At 60.4% G+C, this 18,557-nt stretch carries 11 protein-coding genes; 1 reads left to right on the forward strand and 10 read right to left on the reverse strand.

Translation table 11 applies throughout. The features are described from left to right. Positions 1-71 precede the first annotated feature (71 nt). The 9 genes from L4923_RS17370 to L4923_RS17410 all read right to left on the reverse strand — a co-directional run bounded on the left by L4923_RS17370 (position 72) and on the right by L4923_RS17410 (position 16,014). Positions 72-3,995, reverse strand: coding sequence for an autotransporter domain-containing protein (locus L4923_RS17370; RefSeq protein ID WP_239367302.1), 3,924 nt, complete (start codon positions 3,993-3,995; stop codon positions 72-74). A gap of 321 nt (positions 3,996-4,316) precedes the next feature. After that, positions 4,317-5,444: an ATP-dependent DNA helicase gene (locus L4923_RS17375; RefSeq protein WP_239367304.1), complete on the reverse strand. Its 1,128-nt coding sequence runs from the start codon at positions 5,442-5,444 to the stop codon at positions 4,317-4,319. Between the two features lie 289 nt (positions 5,445-5,733). Next, a complete protein-coding gene (locus L4923_RS17380; RefSeq protein ID WP_239367306.1) occupies positions 5,734-6,297 on the reverse strand; it encodes an NADPH-dependent FMN reductase in 564 nt (187 codons plus the stop codon). Between the two features lie 158 nt (positions 6,298-6,455). After that, positions 6,456-9,614 carry an efflux RND transporter permease subunit gene (locus tag L4923_RS17385; RefSeq protein WP_239367308.1) on the reverse strand — a complete coding sequence of 1,053 codons (3,159 nt, stop codon included), beginning with the start codon at positions 9,612-9,614 and terminating at the stop codon, positions 6,456-6,458. Between the two features lie 6 nt (positions 9,615-9,620). Next, complete coding sequence (locus L4923_RS17390; protein WP_239367310.1) at positions 9,621-10,910, reverse strand: efflux RND transporter periplasmic adaptor subunit; 1,290 nt, start codon at positions 10,908-10,910, stop codon at positions 9,621-9,623. Positions 10,911-11,224: 314 nt separating this feature from the next. Next, positions 11,225-11,821 carry a LysE family translocator gene (locus L4923_RS17395; protein WP_239367312.1) on the reverse strand — a complete coding sequence of 199 codons (597 nt, stop codon included), beginning with the start codon at positions 11,819-11,821 and terminating at the stop codon, positions 11,225-11,227. A gap of 101 nt (positions 11,822-11,922) precedes the next feature. Beyond that, positions 11,923-12,498, reverse strand: a complete 576-nt coding sequence (ilvN, locus tag L4923_RS17400; RefSeq protein WP_129414337.1) for an acetolactate synthase small subunit — start codon at positions 12,496-12,498, stop codon at positions 11,923-11,925. Between the two features lie 71 nt (positions 12,499-12,569). Beyond that, the gene (locus L4923_RS17405) at positions 12,570-14,351 is read right to left on the reverse strand and encodes an acetolactate synthase 3 large subunit (RefSeq protein WP_239367314.1); all 1,782 of its coding nucleotides are present in this window, start codon (positions 14,349-14,351) and stop codon (positions 12,570-12,572) included. A gap of 340 nt (positions 14,352-14,691) precedes the next feature. Continuing rightward, positions 14,692-16,014, reverse strand: coding sequence for a DUF6600 domain-containing protein (locus L4923_RS17410; RefSeq protein ID WP_239367316.1), 1,323 nt, complete (start codon positions 16,012-16,014; stop codon positions 14,692-14,694). A 297-nt stretch (positions 16,015-16,311) separates the two neighbouring features. Between L4923_RS17410 and L4923_RS17415 the strand changes: the two genes are divergently transcribed. Next, positions 16,312-18,111, forward strand: a complete 1,800-nt coding sequence (locus tag L4923_RS17415; protein WP_239367318.1) for an NAD(P)/FAD-dependent oxidoreductase — start codon at positions 16,312-16,314, stop codon at positions 18,109-18,111. A 65-nt stretch (positions 18,112-18,176) separates the two neighbouring features. Here the strand turns inward: L4923_RS17415 and L4923_RS17420 are convergent, their stop codons facing one another. Next, a complete protein-coding gene (locus L4923_RS17420; RefSeq protein WP_239367320.1) occupies positions 18,177-18,473 on the reverse strand; it encodes a GNAT family N-acetyltransferase in 297 nt (98 codons plus the stop codon). Positions 18,474-18,557 lie beyond the last annotated feature (84 nt).

The following is an 18,557-nucleotide window of genomic DNA, read 5'->3' on the forward strand; positions in this document are numbered from 1 at the left end:
GATTGCGACGCGCATTAGAAGCAGGATGGCTCCAGGGGCGCTTCTGAGCCTGTGCTTAGCGATGCGAGCGGCTAAAAACGCACGGAAAAGTCGGCGCGAATGCCGTGATCGCGAACGCCATCTCCGAATTGCCCGCTGTAGGATAAACCAAGCCCTGCACTCGGAGAAATCACCACGTCCAGTCCGGCTTCCAGAACGGCTGCATTGCGTGCCAGCGGGACACCGGCAACGGTGAAGACGTCACCGCCGGCGAAGCTGAAGTCGGCATTGGGTGAACGCTCGCCAAAGGCGTGGCGCCAGCCAATCAAGCCATGCGCTGTCGCCGTGATTTCGCCAAAGACGAAACCTCTCTCTGCCCGCAGACCAAAGGTCGTGAGGGTCGCGTCGGTCGTCGAACTTGAACCTTCCAGCGCCGCAGACCCGTTGCTTTCCGAGAAGGCATCGGTATGCAGATTAACATAAGCAACGTTGGCAAACGGCTCCAAATCGAGATACCCAGCCTGCAGTTGATAGCCGAGTTCGCCGAACACCTGGGCCGTTCCGGCGTGATAGCCTGCTAGAAGCCTATCGTCGAAGCCCGCAAACGCGGTGCGGCGCCCAGTATCGATATCGTGCCAAGAATAGGCCGCGCCCATCCGCAAGGCGACCTGGCCAGAAACAACGCCGCCATAGATACCCAGATGCGCATTGTCACTCTTGCCCGAGGACAGACGCATATCCGCATCGAATGACGTTCGGCTGTATCCGCCAAGGATGCCCAGGCGCCATTCATCGCTGACGGCCGCGTCAGCGCCGGCCAGGAAGCCGCCCGTCGAGCGATCAAGCGTTGCTGCATTGCCGTCGCCTTCAATTTCACCCCAAGAGCCGACAGCTCTGCTCCAGAAAGCCAGACCACCGAGCATCGTGCCGGCCGAGTTGGTGCCCATGGCGTGGGTGGCCGGAGCATCAATCGTCCCATCCCTTAGACGATTGACTATGCTTTCGCGGACAAGCAGGCTGTCTTCCAGGAGGGCACTCTTAGCCGACGCATGCACGTCACCCGAAAGCAGGTCGAATGCAGCGCGCGCTCCGAGTGCATCTAACTGAAGAAGGGCCTCCAGCAGCGGATTGCCGTTTGCCAGAGAAGCGAGACCTCTCGCTGTCGCAACTTGGTTCGGCGTTTGGCCTACACTATCCAGGCTGGCTGTTTGGTTTATCGCCAGAAACACGTTGTTGGTATCATAACTCAACAACGGCGTGAGAAAGGCGGATTTTACTGGTCCTGGACGATCGAATGTGCCGAAGACGCCACCCTTGGCACTCAGGATTTTGTAACGGAAATCCCTACTGAATCCAGCGAGGGGTACAACCGCCACCGTTCCACCGCTCAATATTGCCTCGCCACTCGCCTCAATCAGATCACTGCGCCCATGCGCGCCGGCCTCAAGCTGATAAGTTGAGCCGGCTGCAAAACTGATGTCGCCGGCCACCGACAGTGTGCCAATCGAATTGCCGGGGGCGATCGTGGCTCCGGGCTCGAGAGTGGTCGTCCCAACCGTACCTGAACCGGCAAGCCAGCCGTTCGTATGAACGGCGAGCGTCCCCCCAAGCTGGCCGTTTACCACAAGCTTCGCACCATTTACCGAAGTCGTCCCCAGGAAACCGTTTGATTCTCCTGTCAGAACGGTGGTGCCTGAAAAGACATTGACGTTGCCGTGCCCAATCAACGTGGGCGCGAAGACATAATCTGTTGCGGTATGATTGAAATTGAGAGTGCCCGTGCCAACACCGAATACAACGGTGCGAACATCAAGTATTCCAGGCGCGACCGCCGCTTCGCCGAGGGTTCCACCAATATCAACCGCCCCCCTCGCTGAAGCCCTGACGGCGACCTCGATTGCACCAGCGCCGTCGGCTGCAACAAAACGACCGCCGTCGGCAAGCATCAATGTGCCGTCAGCCTCGTAGCCGACATAAATCGGCCCGGTCTCATCGCTGTTGGACCAGGTCGAGCCGGCGCCGCGCACGATCGCCAACCCCTTGCCTCGCCCACTGTCGCCGATCGAGGCAAATTCACTGACCACCGTGCCGCCATTCTCGACAATCATGGCGCCGGTGCCTTCATCACCGATGGCGATCAGGTCCATATCCCAGAGCGAGCCGCTGCCGCTCACCAACAACGAACCTGTCGAGCCGGCATTTCTCGCAATGCGTCCGATTGAACCGCCTGCAACTTTGCCGCCATCACCGACGACGAGCGAACCGGTACCGGACGTGCCGATATCGAGATCGTCGACCGCCGCCATCATCCAGGTCGAACCTGTACCGATCACGGAGACCTTGCCGACTGCGCTTGCAGCGTTGCCGATCACGACATTGCCGCCGGTAACCAGTGCGCCGCCATCTCCAACGGCCAGCGTGCCATTAGCCTCGTAGCCCACATAAAGTGAAATGCCGGCATCGACGTTGGTCCATATCGAGCCAGCACCGCGCACGGTCACAAGTCCCTCGCCCGCCCCGCTGTCGCCGATCGAAGCGAATTTACTGTTCACCTTGCCGCCATCCTCGACGGTCATGGTGCCTGTTCCTTCGTCACCTACGGCGATCACATCCATATCCCAGAGAGAGCCCGCGCCGCTGACCAGAACCGAGCCAACCGATCCTGCATTCCTGGCGATACGGCCAAGGAAGCCGCCCTCGACCTTGCCGCCATCAGCGACAATCAGCGAACCGCTGCCAGACGTGCCGATTTCGAGTTCGTCGATCGCCGCCAGTGTCCACCTCGAACCTGCGCCGGACACCAATGCCTTGCCTGTAGCACCCGCTGCATTGCCGATCACTGCATCTCCCCCGGAGATAATGGTGCCACCGTCCGCAATAACCATCGCGCCATCGGCCTCGTAGCCCACATAAAGCGAAATGCCGGTGCCGATATTCGTCCATGTCGAGGTGGCACCACGCACGGTTACAAGGCCCTCGCCTGCTCCGCTATCACCGATCGAAGCAAATTCACTGTTCACCGTGCCGCCATTCCAGATGGACATGGTGCCTGTTCCTTCGTCGCCTACGGCAATCAGGTCCGTGTCCCAGAGCGAGCCCGTGCCGCTGACGAGGACCGTACCCGTGGATCCCGCATGCTTGGCGATGCGCCCGAGAAAGCCGCCGCTAACCTTGCCGCCATCCACAACGAACAGCGAGCCGTTACCAGACGCGCCGATTTCGAGCTCGTCGGTCGCCGCCAATGTCCATGTCGAACCAGCGCCGGTCACGTTTGCCGTGCCTATCGCACTCACCGCATTGCCGATCGCGACATCGCCCCCGGAAATCAAGGCGCCGCCCTCTGAAACAATCAAAGTACCTTCGGCTTGGTACCCCACATAAAGCGAAGTGTCGGGTCCGACATTCGTCCATGTCGAGCCAGCACCGCGCACGACCGTGTATCCCTTGCCTGCTCCGCTGTCACCGATCGACGCGAACTCGCTCGTCACCTTACCGCCATCCGCGACGACCATGGTGCCGGTGCCCTCATCACCGACGGCAATCAAATCCATGTCCCAGAGCGAACCGGCACCGCTGACCAGAACCGCCCCCTTCGAGTCGACATCCTTAGCGACGCGACCGATGAGGCCACCGCCAACCTTGCTGCCACCTGTTATGAAGAGCGTACCGGTGCCAGAAACACCGATCTCGATGTCGTCAACGGCCGACACCGTCCAGGTCGATCCACCGCTCACATCGATAGTTCCGGAAGAACCCGGCGTTCCTCCGATCCGGCCGGATCCGCTCGCCAGGAGACCGCCACTCCCAATCTCGAGCAGACCAGTTCCGCCGACGTGAACGGTGCCAGCCAATGCAGTGGCACCTGCAATCCGGGCACCTGGATTGGACAGATCGATCATCACATTGTCTGTAGCGGCGGGCACGACACCGGTGCTCCAATTGCCGCCCTCGAACCAATTCGGCGAATTGGAGCCCAACCAGACTGTCTGCGCGCGCGCCTGGGAAAACAAGGTCATGGCAAATACGCCCGCCAGCAACGCTGCTTTCAGGTTTTTGGAACGGCTGGATCGGTTCGTGGGCTTGGAAGATGCTTCGGCATCCTCCTCCAAACACCGCGACGTTTGATTCCGGCACTGACCAAGCATGCTCTTCCCCTCAAAAGAGACCCGCTGACAGCAACTGAGGCGCTACGCCTGTACCCCATTATGAGTAGATAAGGCACGGTTGCAGACATACACAGTTTATAGGGAAATATCGATACTCGATGTCGAGATCGATCCTGACATGCGAACAGCCGCGATATTCCCGTGTCGTCAGGCCGTTGAGGTACGATGCGATTACCGCACCACCGTCAGCCGCTCGGCGGCGCGGGTGATCGCGGTGTAAAGCCAACGCTGGCGCGTGTCTTTGAAAGCAAAACTCTCGTCGAACAGAACGACCTCGTTCCACTGCGAGCCCTGCGCCTTGTGAACCGTCAAGGCATAACCGTAATCGAAATCGTCGAAGCGCTTCTTCTGCTGCCACGGGATTTCCTCTTCAGGACTTTCGAACGCGGCTTTGAGCAATTTGATCTTGGCAACGCCGCGGTCGGGGTCGTCCTCTTCCGGCGAGACCAGCAAGTTGATGCCCGGCTTTACCGTCTCGCGTGAGGAAGTCATCACCTTCCATAGCGAGCCGTTGAGCAGGCCCTTGGCGGGATCGTTGCGCAAGCAGACCAGCTTGTCGCCGGCCTGCGGATAGTCTGCGGTGAACCCCTTCAGCTCGCGCAGGCGCTGGTTGTAACGCCGCCTGGTCTGGTTGCGGCCGACAAGAACCTGATCGGCTTTCAGCACCAGATCCTGATTGACCTCCTCGCGGCCTATGACCTGCGCAGTGCCATAGTCGCCGCGCATGAACTCGCGTCCCTCCCGAACGTCGAGCGCAAGACGGATGATCGGATTGTCGCGCGCCTGACGATGGATTTCGGTGAGAAGGTAATCCGGCTCATGTTCGGTGAAGAAACCGCCGCCGGAGATCGGCGGCAACTGCGCCGGGTCGCCCAGTACCAGCACCGGCGTGCCGAAGGACAGCAGGTCGCGGCCGAGCTGTTCGTCCACCATTGAGCACTCGTCGATGATGACAAGTGCTGCCTTGGCAATCGGACTTTGCCGATTGAGCGAAAAAGTCGGGTTGATCGAGGTCTTGCCGGTGGTCTCGTCCTCGATGGCTTCTTCGCCGCGTGGCCGGTAGATCAGCGAGTGGATGGTACGGGCGTTTACCGCCCCCTTCGAACGCAGCACCTGGGCCGCCTTGCCTGTGAAGGCCGCGAACTGCACCTGGCCGTCGACATGCTCCGCAAAATACCGCGCCAACGTCGTCTTGCCGGTGCCCGCATAACCGAACAGACGAAACACTTGCGGGTTGCCGACTTTCAGCCAGCGCGCGACCGCCTTCAGCGCCTCATCCTGTTGGGGTGAAAGTTCCATGACGAAGGTGAGACCGGATTCGAACGGAAAACACAATACTGTTGGTTGGCAGAACAGATGCCTCCACCAGTGACCAAGATATCCGACGCAAAAAGGAACGTAAAGAGAACAAGCACATCAACGGTGACAAGCCAAGCGAAGCAAATCGAGGAATTCCAGCCCCTTTGCTTCACCGGCTTGCGCTGGCGAAACCATCGGTTCCCTGTTCGATCAGGAAGCGAAAAGCCCCGCAAAGCCATCAGCCGACGCCAAAAGAGAAAGGGCCGGAGTTTCGTCCGGCCCTCTCTTTTCAAGCAGCGGCTTGCTTATCCTCGGCGTGGAGGGCGATGTGCTGTTCAAACGCCTTGCCGAAAGTGGCGAGGAAATCTTTGGTGCCCTGACTGATCAGGTTCCCGGCCTCGTCGAACAGGCCGGCGGCTCCGCCAATATAAGCCTCGGGCTGCCCCATCACCGGCATGTTCAGGAAAGCCAGCGACTGCCGCAGGTGATGGTTGGAGCCGAAGCCGCCAATCGCACCGATCGAGGTGGAGATGATCGCTGCCGGCTTGCCGTTGAGCGCACCTTGGCCGTATGGGCGCGAAGCGACATCAATGGCATTCTTCAGGACACCCGGCACCGAGCGGTTGTACTCGGCGGTAGCGAACAGCACGGCATCAGCGTCTGCAATGTGCTTGCGGAAGGAGACCCAATCGGCCGGAGGGTTGGTATCGAGATCCTGATTGTAGTGAGAAACGGCACCGATATCGACGAAGTCGAATTCGAGGCCAGGCGTCAGCGCGGCGAGCGCTTTGGCGATCTTGCGATTGAACGAGTCCTTGCGCAGGCTGCCGACGAGTACGGCCACTTTGGTCATGGAAATTTCCCCTGAGAGAATGGTTTGTGAAGCCGCTGACGGCAAAGGCCGCCAGATTTACCTTGGTGGCCGCATCATCCCCTCGGCCGGACCAAGAGCCGCCGATTAAGTCATATCGCCCTCTCCGGCAATTCAACGTTTTGCGAACAGTGCGTCACTTATTCCGCTGCAACCTTGCGATCATTGCTTTCGTCGAACAGCGAAGGTTGTGCGACACCTTCAACAACGTGCAGGTCAGCCTTCCTGCCCTTTCGACCAAAGCTCAGCAGCCATTGCGATAGCCACTCCATGTAGAGATAGATCACGGGCGTCACGAAGAGGGTAAGTACCTGCGACACCATCAGGCCGCCGACCACGGCGACGCCGAGTGGTTGCCGCAATTCGGCACTGGCGCCTTCACCGATAGCGATCGGCAACGTGCCCATCACGGCTGCCAGCGTCGTCATCATGATCGGGCGGAAACGCATCACGCTGGCCTTGTGAATAGCGTCACGCGCACTTCGGCCTTCGCGCCGCAGCACCAATGCCACGTCGATCATCATGATGCCGTTCTTCTTGACGATGCCGATCAGCATCAAAAGTCCGATGACGGCGATGACCGAGACATCCATCCCGGCAAGCCGCAACGACAGCACTGCCCCGAGCAACGCCGAAGGCAGACTTGTCAGAATGGTCAGCGGATGGATGAAGCTCTCGTAAAGCATGCCAAGAACGATGTAGATGGTCAGGATCGCGCCGGCGATCAGCAGGCCCTGGTTGGCAAGCGAATCCTGGAAGGTCTTGGCAGTGCCCGAGAAGGACGTGGCAATCGTCTTCGGCACCCCGATCTCGGCTTTCAGCGCCTCGATGCGGGTCACCGTATCGCCAAGCGACACGCCTTGCGGGAGATTGTAGGAGATCGTCACAGCCGGCAGCTGGCCGAGCTGGTTGATGGTCAACGGTCCCGCGGTGCGATCAACACGCGCGAAGGCGCCAAGCGGCACCAGAGAGCCGCTCGACGTGCGGAACTGAATCGACAGCATGCGCTCGGGCGACCAGTCGATCTTCGGGTCGAGTTCGGTGATGACCTGATAGCTGTCGGCCGCACCGAAGATGGTGGTTACCTGATCGGTCCCGAAGCCGCCGTAAAGGCTGTTGAGCAATGTATTGGTATCGATGCCCAGCGTAGCCGCCTTGTCGCGGTCCACGATCAGCGACGCCTGCAGCGCCGTGTTTTGAAGGTCGTTGTTGACGTCGGCAAACATCAAGTGATCGGCCTGCATGGCCTCCGTCAGCTTCTGCGCCCAGTCATTGGTCTCGTCTGTCTTCAGACCCTGGACGACCAGTTGATAGGCGCTGGCCGACGAACGTGACCCAAGCCGCAGGTTCTGTACCGGCTGCATGAAGGTACTGATACCGGGAACGTCCGCCAGCGGACGCCTGAGGCTTGCCATCACATCCACCATTTCGGGGCGTTCGCTTTTCGGCTTCAGCTCCACGAACAGCGAGCCTTGGTTGAGCCCGCCGGAGCCGAAACCGCCGCCAACCGTCGAAGAGACATGCGCGACATAAGGCGATTTCTCGAAGACCTCGGCGACCTGTGCCTGCAGCTTCACCATGGCGTCGAAGGAGATGTCCTGGCGCGCGCGGGTCGATACGGAGATCTGGCCAATGTCCTCCTGCGGCAGGAACCCTTTGGGCGATACGGTGAAGAGCCAGACTGACAAGACGGCGGTACCGACGAAGACCAGGAATACGACCACGTGATGCGCCAGGCACCAGGTCAAAATCCGGTCATAAGCACGCGTCAGCCAGCCATGCTGGTGTGTCCCGCCCTGGCCCTCCGGCTTACGGCCCTTCGGCAAGGTCAACAGATGCGCCGAGAGCATCGGCGTCAACGTCAGCGACACGAACATCGAAGCCAGGATGGCCACCGTCACCACGACCGCAAATTCGTTGAAGATGCGGCCGATGACGCCGCCCATCAAAAGCACCGGAATGAACACCGCCACCAGCGAAATGGACATCGACAGAATGGTGAAGCCGATCTCGCGCGCGCCCTTGAGGGCCGCCTGGTAGGCTGGCAGGCCATCTTCCTCCATATGCCGGTAGATGTTCTCCAGCATCACGATCGCGTCGTCGACGACCAGACCAACCGCGAGGGTCAATCCCATCAGCGAGATGTTGTCGATGGAGAAGCCGAGCAGGAACATCACGCCGAGCGTGGCAATGAGCGAAATCGGCACCGCAACGGCCGGGATGATCGTCGCCGTCACACGACGTAGGAAGACGAAGATCACCAACACGACCAGAGCGATCGTTAGCAGCAGTGTGAACTGCACGTCATCGACAGCCGCGATGATCGAAGTCGAGCGATCGTTCATCAGCTGGATCGACGCGGCTGCCGGCATCTGGTCTTCGAAGGACGGCAGCATCGCCTTGACCCGGTCGACCACCTCGACGGTGTTGGCGTCGGGCTGGCGCTGCACGGCCAGGATGATGCCGCGTGTCTTGTCGAACCAGGAGGCCGAGGTCGTGCTCTGGACGGAATCGATGACACGCGTGACGTCGCCGAGACGGACGGGATTGCCGTTCTTGGTGGCGATGATGATCTTGGAAAAGGCGGCCGCGTCCTGCAGCTGCGTGTTGGTGGTGATGGTCAGTTGCTGCTGGCTGTTCTGCAGCACACCGACCGGCGCGTTGCTGTTGGCCGACTGCACCGCCGCCTGCAACTGGTCGATGGAAATGCCGCGCGCGGCCAGCGCCGTCGGATCGATCTGGATGCGCACGGCATATTTCTTGGATCCCCAGACCATGACCTGGGCAACGCCGTCGATGGTCGAAAGCGAAGGCGAAATGACGTTCTGGGCAATGGCGTCGAGGTCGGTCAGAGGCACCGTGTCACTGGTCAGCGCCATCAGCAGGATCGGCGCATCGGCCGGATTGACCTTCCTGTAGCTCGGCGGCGACGTCATTTCCGGCGGCAACTGCCGCTGCGTTCGCGCGATCGCCGCCTGCACATCGGCGGCGGCGGCATCTATGTCCCGGTTCAGGGCGAACTGTACGGCGATCGAGGTGGAACCCAGCGAATTGGTGGTCGAGATCGAATCGACGCCGGCGATGGTGGCGATCTGCTTGATCAGCGGAACCGCCACCGACGTCATCATCGCATTGGGCGATGCACCCGGCAGCGATGCCGAAACATTTACGGTTGGGAACTCGGCGCTCGGAAGCGCTGCGACCGGCAGGAACTTGTAGGCGAACAGCCCACTCAGAATGAGCGCGATCGACATCAGCAGTGTCGCAACGGGCCTGCGGATGCAGAATTCGGAGATCATCGTCGGTCAGCCCGCCGTTTCGTTTCCGTTTGCCTTGTCGGCCGCTTTCGGGGCCGTGCTCTCGCTCGCCCCACCACTGCCGCCGCCATCGACCTCGCGCACGGCGGAGCCCGGCTTCAGGCTCAGCTGGCCATCCACCACCACTTTCTCGCCGTCCTTCAACCCGCTCGCGATCGCACTCTCGTTCTCATGGCTGATCGCCACCTTGATCGGCCGCGCTTCGACCGTTTTGTCGGCCTTGACGACATAGACAAAGGAGCCCTGCTGGCTCGGCTGCACGGCCTGTGTCGGCACGGTGACAACCTGCGGCATCGTACCCGCATTGACCGTCACATTCACATATTGACCTGGCCAAAGCTTCAGGTCGGCATTGGGCACGGTTGCGCGTGCCGTGATGGTCCCCGACGCGGTATCCACGGTGGAATTCACGAAATCCACCGTGCCCGAGCCGATCGGTTCAGGGCTGCCGTCCTTGTGCAGCGTTACCGACACCGAACCTGGCTTGGCCGTCGCCTGCTGCAACAGGGCAAGATCCGCCTCAGGCAGGTTGAAGGCAACGCGCAAGGGATCCATCTCCGTGATCGTCACCAAAGGCGTTGCCCCCGTACCGCTGGCACCGCCGGCGGTAACGAGATCGCCGACGCTGACACTGACAGCACCGAGCCGGCCGGAAATCGGCGCAGTGATCGTGGTGTAGCCCAGTTGCACGAGATCGGCATCCAGAGCCGCCTGATCGGCTGCCACCGTCGCCTGCGCGGCTTTCTGCGCCGCTAAAGCCTGGTCATAGGCCTGCTGCGTGCCGGTTTGCCTGGCAAGCAGGCTCTTGGCCCGCTCCAGATCAGCGGCGGCACTGGCTGCCAGCGCCTGATCCTTGGCCAGCGTCGCCTTGTCCTTTTCGACCTGTGCTTTCAGAGCGCGGTCGTCGAGCGTGATCAAGACATCGCCTTGCTTGACCATCTGGCCATCCTCCACGGCGATGGTCATGACCTGACTGGCGACACGCGCATTGATGTTGGCCACTGCCGGCGACGCCAGGAAACCTATGGCGTAGCGCTGGATCGGGAAATCGGTGGTCTTCGCCGTTGCGGTCGCGACAGTGACGGCGCTGCGGCCACCACCTTGCGCGCGATTTTCACCGTTATTTCCGCCGGCCGCGGCCTTGGCTGCGACTTCCTTTTCACCGAACGGCAGCATCTGCCAGACCTTCGAGGCGCCCGTGGGCCACAAAAAGGCGCCGGCGGCGACAACGACGATGCCGCCGATAAGTCCGATCAATGCTTTGTTACGAACCGTCAATGCGCCCTCTCGATGTAAGGTCAGGACCGTGCCTGCCGGTCTCGGCGCATCCGTATTCACCTCATCGAATGAGGTCGTGCGCGATGAATCCCAGGCTAAGATAGCGCAACTTCGCGACCGAAAATGGTCAAAACGCCTTCATTACAAAGATTTAATGCACCGCACAAAATCACGGGGGCGTGATCGGCGCCCTGGAGCGCCGCGCGTCCTTTCGGACGCGCGAAGGTCGCTCAAACACTTCAATTTGGCATATGACGGGTGACGCATGTCACCCTGCCTTTCCGAAAATCGATCCCGATTTTCGGGGTCATGCGCTAGCGCAACATCGGCCAGAGCGTTGCGGCAAGCGCCAAGCCCATGGCGATGTTGAACCATTTCAGTTTGACGGGATCGGACAGGAAGCCACGCAACGCCACGCCGAAGCCGGCCCATCCCGAAATGGTAGGCAGGTTCACGATGGCGAAAGTCATCGCAATCACGGCCACGGACAGAAAAGGCCGATCGGGGTTGGTGTAGACCGCCATGGCGGTGATCGCCATCACCCAGGCCTTGGGATTGACCCACTGAAAGGCGGCCGCTTCGAGGAGTGTCATCGGACGCGCTTTTTGCTCGCCGCCACTTCCCATCGAGCGAGACATCGCGATTTTCCAGGCAAGGTAAAGCAGATATGCGCCACCGACGATCTTCAGCGCCGTATGCAGTGCCGGAAATGCAGTCAGCACCGCTCCCAGCCCAAGACCGACGGCGAGCGCCAATATGAAGAACCCGACACTGATGCCGACCATGTGCGGAATGCTGCGCGCAAAACCGAAATTAACGCCGGAAGCCAGAAGCATGAAATTGTTCGGTCCCGGTGTGACCGAGGTTACGAAGGCGTAGACGACAAGGGCAAGAAATGCATCGAAGGACATGGAGAATAAAGCGCCGGTAGACAGGTCAGGCTAGTTGACCTGTCTACCGGTCCAAGTCACGAAAATTGTTGTCTCGGTGACAATGCCGACGGAATGACGCCTCACATCCCCTGGGGGCCACGGTTCATCGCCGCCACGCCGGTGCGGCAGATCTCGACCAGGCCGAGCGGACGCATGATGGCGATGAACTGGTCGATCTTCGAGCCTTTGCCCGTGATCTCGAAGATGAAATGTTCGGTGTTGGCATCGATCACGCTGGCGCGGAACGCATCCGCCAGTCTCAGCGCTTCGACACGGCTATCGCCAGTTCCAGCCACCTTGACCAGTGCAAGCTCCCGCTCGAGCGGCCGCTCCTGTCCGAGTTCGGTCGAGCGCACTGTCAGGTCGACGACGCGATGCACCGGCACGATGCGCTCGAGCTGGTGCTTGATCTGCTCCAGGACATGCGGCGTGCCGCGCGTCACGATCGTGATGCGTGACAGATGCTTTTCGTGTTCGGTCTCCGAGACGGTCAGGCTTTCGATGTTGTAGCCGCGCCCTGAGAACAGGCCGATGACCCGCGCAAGCACGCCCGGCTCGTTATCGACCAGCACCGACAAAGTGTGGTTTTCCGGCTTCTCCGTCTCTTTGGCGATGAAATAGGCGGAGCCGGTAGGTTGAAGGTGCTGTGCGTTCATAAGATGAATCTCGATCTAAGGAATCTACGCTAACTCGTTGATTATACCGGGCGTGGCAAAGCCACGCTCCGCTACACCAGTTCCCTGCCCTTGGCGTCGATGGCGTTGGCGACCGCTTCGTCGGTGGCCTCGTCCGGCAGCAGCATCTCGTTGTGCGCCTTGCCCGACGGGATCATCGGGAAGCAGTTTGCGAGGTTGGCGACCCGGCAGTCGAACAGCACCGGCTTCTTGACTGAGATCATCTCCTTGATCGCATCATCCAATTCGTCGGGCTTCTCGCAACGGATGCCATGACCGCCATAAGCTTCAGCCAGCTTGACGAAGTCGGGCATCGCCTCGGTGTAGGAATGCGACAGCCGGTTGCCGTGCAGCAATTGCTGCCATTGGCGCACCATGCCCATATACTGGTTGTTCAGGATGAAGATCTTGATCGGCGCTTCATACTGGACAGCCGCGCTCATCTCCTGGATCGTCATCTGCACCGAAGCATCGCCGGCGATGTCGATGACCAGCGCTTCCGGATGCGCGATCTGCACGCCAAGCGCTGCCGGCAGGCCGTAGCCCATCGTGCCGAGGCCGCCCGAAGTCATCCAATGGTTCGGCTTGTCGAAATGGAAATGCTGAGCCGCCCACATCTGGTGCTGGCCGACTTCGGTGGTGATGTAGGTGTCGCGGTCCTTGGTCAGTTCATAGAGCCGCTCGATCGCATATTGCGGCATGATCACGTCGTTGCTCGGTTTATAAGCGAGCGAATCGCGAGCGCGCCAGCGAGCAATCTGCTCCCACCAGGGGTAAAGCGCCTTTTTGTCGGCCTTGGCAGTGGCGCGCCACAGCCGAACCAGGTCCTCCAGCACGTGGCCGACATCGCCCAGAATGCCGATATCGGCACGCACATTCTTGTTGATCGAAGATGGGTCGATATCAATGTGGATCTTCTTGGAGTTCGGCGAGAATGCATTGAGGCGCCCGGTAATTCGATCGTCGAAGCGCGCGCCCACGCACAGCATGACATCGCAATCATGCATGGCCATGTTGGCTTCGTAGGTACCGTGCATGCCGAGCATGCCCAACCAGTTCTTGCCTGACGCCGGATAGGCGCCAAGTCCCATCAAGGTCGAGGTGATCGGAAAACCGGTGAGGTCAACCAGCTCGCGCAGCAGGTGACTGGCTTCAGGGCCGGAATTGACGACACCGCCGCCGCTATAGATGATCGGCTTCTTGGCACCGGCCAGCATTTCGACCGCCGCCTTTACCTTCTCGAGATCCCCCTGCACCTTTGGCTGATAGGAGGTACGCGGCGCCGTCTGCGGCGGCGTATAGATGCCTTTGGCGAACTGCACGTCCTTCGGGATGTCGACGACCACCGGTCCGGGCCGCCCCGTGGTGGCAACGTGGAAGGCCTCATGGATGATGGCGGAGAGCTCGTTGACGTCCTTCACCAGCCAGTTGTGCTTGGTGCAAGGCCTTGTGATGCCCACCGTATCGCATTCCTGGAAGGCGTCGGAACCGATCAACGAGGTTGGCACCTGTCCGGTCAGGCAGACCAGCGGGATGGAATCCATCAGCGCGTCCTGCAAAGGTGTCACCGCGTTGGTTGCACCCGGACCGGAGGTGACCAGCATGACACCGGCCTTGCCGGTCGAGCGGGCATAGCCTTCCGCAGCATGGCCAGCGCCCTGCTCGTGGCGCACCAGGATGTGCTGAATCGCGTCCTGCTGGAACAACTCGTCATAGATCGGAAGGACCGCGCCACCCGGATAGCCGAAGAGATGCTTGACGCCGTTGTCGATCAGCGCCTGCACAACCATTTCGGCGCCTGTCATTTCACGCCGCTCGCTTTGTCCGTTGCTCATGGGTCGGGTTCCGTCGTTTTCCTGCTTTTTCAAGCTCTTGCTGGTCGTCTTGTCATGTTTTTGGATAATAAAAAAGGCCCCCGAGGGAGCCTGTGTCTTGCGCATGGGAGGACTTCGCCCGGCGGTCACACCGCCTTGCCCACGCGCCTTCCTACGAGAATGAGTACCGTCTTGTTCATCGTGGCGGACAATAGGTGCAAGCACGAAGCGCTGTCAACCAGGATATCGCCTGATTTTTGAGGATCGCTGGATATCCGCCCTCCGCGCCGGATGACACGGCCGCAACCGTTTTAACCGATTGCGGCGGAAGGCTTGGGCGGTAGCCTGCTTGGCGGTCTCGTCAGCCTCGCACTTTGCAGCGGGAATCGTGCGGATCGCACTTCACTGGCTTATGCGCGGTCGGTGCAGGCTTATGCGGTGTAGCCTGCGGCCGATGGGAGGTATTCATATGCGCCGTTTGACGCGTCGGCCGCGCAATCGCGGCGCGTTGCTGATGATCACCGCCTTGCACGACTGGCGTGTTGACGCGGTGACGCTGCGCAGCTGCCGTTGGCGACACGACCTTCAGCGGTTTGTTGTTCGCATGAATTGATCGCGGCATACTCCTATTCTGGCCGAGATCGGCCGCAACCCCAGGACCACTCTTGCCGGCTGCAGGTGGCGACGGCTTTTTGTGTGGCTGCCGCACCCCTCCTTCCACCGCCGCCGGTTTCGGCGATTGCCGCGGCTGGGAAGCGGCCGATGGCTTGGTGGCAACCATATTTTTGGGTTTGGCCGCCGTTGTATCAATCGAAGTCGTAGGCACCGAACCGGCTCCGCTTTGAGATTTAGGCGAAGGAACTGGCTGCCCCAGTTGCAGCGACGCAGCCCGAAGCTTGACCTCGTGGGCTTTCGAGACATCGAGTTTGGCCGGCGCCAACGAGCCCTTTGCCGGCGGCACGATGTTGGCCGCCCGAACCCTAGCAGCCACAGGCTGAGGCAACTGCGTCAGTATCGGTCCGGCATTGATCGGGATGACCCGGTTTTCCATTCGTACGGTCGGCTGGCTGTAATTGTTGTAGATGTTCTTCACCACCACGCGCTGGTCGATGATCGTGGTGTTGCGCACGATCGTCACATTGTCTTCTACCGGGCGCAGAGTCGGCAGGACTTCGGCGGCGCCGATTGCCACCACCGGCACGAAAGACCACCATGCGTCGCGGAACACCACACGTTCTTCGGGTGGCGGTGCAGGCACCCATCCGACATAGTCATGGCTTTGGCGCCAGACGACCCAAGCCGGTGCCCATTCATCGCCGGCGAGCCAGACCCAGCCCAGCTCATTGTCATAGGCCCAGCGCCCATAATGGAAGACGACGGCACCAAACGGCTCGCTGGACTCCCAGTACCAACCATCATCGGTCCACACCCAGCGACCAACCGTATACGGCCGCCATGAGGTGTTGACGGACGGCACCCAGACTTCGCCGTACCGCTGTGAGATTTGCCACACGCCATATCTGGTCAGCCGTTCCCGCACCGCCATCGACACGGTGGCGGCATGCGCCGCCTGCACTGCCGGCGCGACCAGCGGAACGCTCGTCGTTCCGCTGAAAGCAAGAATGAAAGCCAACGATGCCGCCTTCAGGCGGCGGCCTGTTACCGATATCTTTTTCGCATTCACGACACTTACTCCAATGCCCATGCCCTTCTGCGGAACGCGACCGGCGGCCATCCCTCAACGCGGATCGAGATATCGCTGCGCAGACGATTTCAAAGCAGCAGGACGCCATTGCGGCAGCCACGATCACGTTCCCGCGAGCACAGCTTCCGGCACTTGGAAAAGAACTTAACCCATTGAAATCACGACAAACTATGGTGGGGCGTGACGAAAGCGGCTGTCTCTGCCGATACTTTCCATGACCGCCGGGAGGATCGGCTAAGCCGCAACGACCATCATGTTTCCAAGGGAGGAATCCGCATGCTCGATAAGGCGCCCAACGCAAAGCTTTCCAAACTGCTCGCCGATTTCGGCGCCGCCCTCGCCGCCGGCGACATCGATAGGACAGTCTCGTTCTTCCAGGACGACAGCTATTGGCGCGACCTTGTTGCCTTCACCTGGAACATCAAGACGATGGAGGGGCATGATCAGATCCGCGCCATGCTGAAGAGTCAGCTGGCCACCATCAAGCCGGTGAATTTCGCAATTGCCGAGGGAGAAGACGCCACGGAAAGCGACGGGCTGCTGGAGGGCTGGATCACTTTCGAGACCGAGGCAGCACGCGGCTACGGCCAGATCCGCGTGAAGGATGGCAAGATCTGGACACTTCTCACCACCATGGCCGAGTTGAAGGGGCACGAAGAGAAGGCGGGCTTCACGCGCCCGCTCGGTGCCAAGCATGGCCAGGGCAAGAACCGGCTAAGCTGGAAAGAAGAACGCGAAAAGGAGCAAGCCGAGCTCGGCTTCACGACGCAACCACACACGCTCATCATCGGTGGTGGTCAAGGCGGCATCGCGCTCGGTGCGCGGCTCAGGCAGCTCGGCGTACCGACAATCATCGTCGAGCGCAATGAGCGGCCGGGTGACTCCTGGCGTAAGCGCTACAAGTCGCTCTGCCTGCACGACCCGGTCTGGTACGACCACCTGCCCTATATCGACTTCCCGAAGAACTGGCCGATCTTCTCGCCCAAGGACAAGATCGGCGACTGGCTGGAAATGTACACGAAGGTGATGGAACTGAACTATTGGCCTTCGACCGAGGCCAAGAGTGCTTCCTACGATGACAGGAAGAAAGAATGGACAGTCACCGTTCGGCGGGATGGCCAGGATATCGTGCTGAGGCCCAAGCAACTGGTGCTGGCCACCGGCATGTCGGGTCGGCCCAATCTGCCGAAATACAAGGGCATGGAGACTTTCAAGGGCGACCAGCACCATTCTTCGAAACATCCGGGACCGGACAGATACGCGGGCAAGAAGGCGGTCGTCATCGGTTCTAACAACTCCGCCCATGACATCTGTGCCGCTCTCTGGGAGAACGGTGTCGACGTCACCATGGTGCAGCGCTCGACCACGCACATAGTCAAGTCGGACACGCTGATGGAGATCGGGCTGGGGCCACTTTATTCGGAACAGGCGGTTCAGAACGGCGTCACCACCGCCAAGGCTGATCTGATCTTCGCCTCCGTGCCGTACAAGATCCTGCACGAGTTCCAGATCCCCCTCTATCAGCAGATGAAAGAGCGCGATGCGAAATTCTATGAAGGGTTGGAAAAGGCCGGCTTCATGCTGGATTGGGGGGATGATGGCTCCGGCCTGTTCATGAAATATCTGCGTCGCGGCTCGGGCTACTATATCGACATCGGCGCTTCGCAATTGATCATTGACGGCGAGATCAAGCTGCAGCGCGGTCAGGTCAAGGAAATCAAGGAACATTCCGTTCTGCTCGAGGACGGGACGGAATTGCCCGCGGACGTCATCGTCTATGCCACCGGCTACGGCTCGATGAATGGCTGGGCAGCCGAACTCATCAGCCAGGAGGTCGCCGACAAGGTTGGCAAATGCTGGGGTCTCGGCTCCGACACCACCAAGGATCCCGGTCCCTGGGAGGGTGAACAGCGCAACATGTGGAAGCCGACGCAGCAAGAAGCATTGTGGTTCCATGGCGGTAACCTGCACCAGTCACGCCACTATTCGCAGTTCCTGTCGCTGCAACTGAAAGCCCGGCACGCGGGTATTCCGACAAAGGTCTACGGACTACAGGAAGTGCACCATAAGGGTTAGGCGGTGGGCCGCCGGGCCGGCACGTTGGACCGGCCCGGTTTCTTGCGATGCTCTGCGAGCAAGCCTCAGCTCAGCCGTTTCTCCATGAAGACACTGAGCGGATCGGGACGATAATCGCCGAATGGCCCGATGCGAACGAACCCGCTGCGCTCGTAAAGGCCAAGAGCTTCGTGATTGGCTATGCCGGTCTCGAGTCGCAGCCAGGTGATGCCAGCGTCGCGCGCTCTGGTTTCCAACGCGACAAGAAGAGCCTTGGACAACCCCCGCCCTCTGGCCTGCGGCACCACCCACATACGTTTCAATTCCGCCCAACCGTCATTCAGCGCCAGCGCGCCGGTAGCGGTGGGGGCCCCCGCGCCCAACCCCCCCCCCCCCAAAAAGGAAATTTAGGGCCGCCCTTTGTGGGTCGACACGAAAATTTTTGGTTTGGGGGGGGTGTAGGGAGC

This window comes from Terribium retamae, from assembly GCF_022347545.1.
Classification (GTDB): domain Bacteria; phylum Pseudomonadota; class Alphaproteobacteria; order Rhizobiales; family Rhizobiaceae; genus Mesorhizobium; species Mesorhizobium retamae.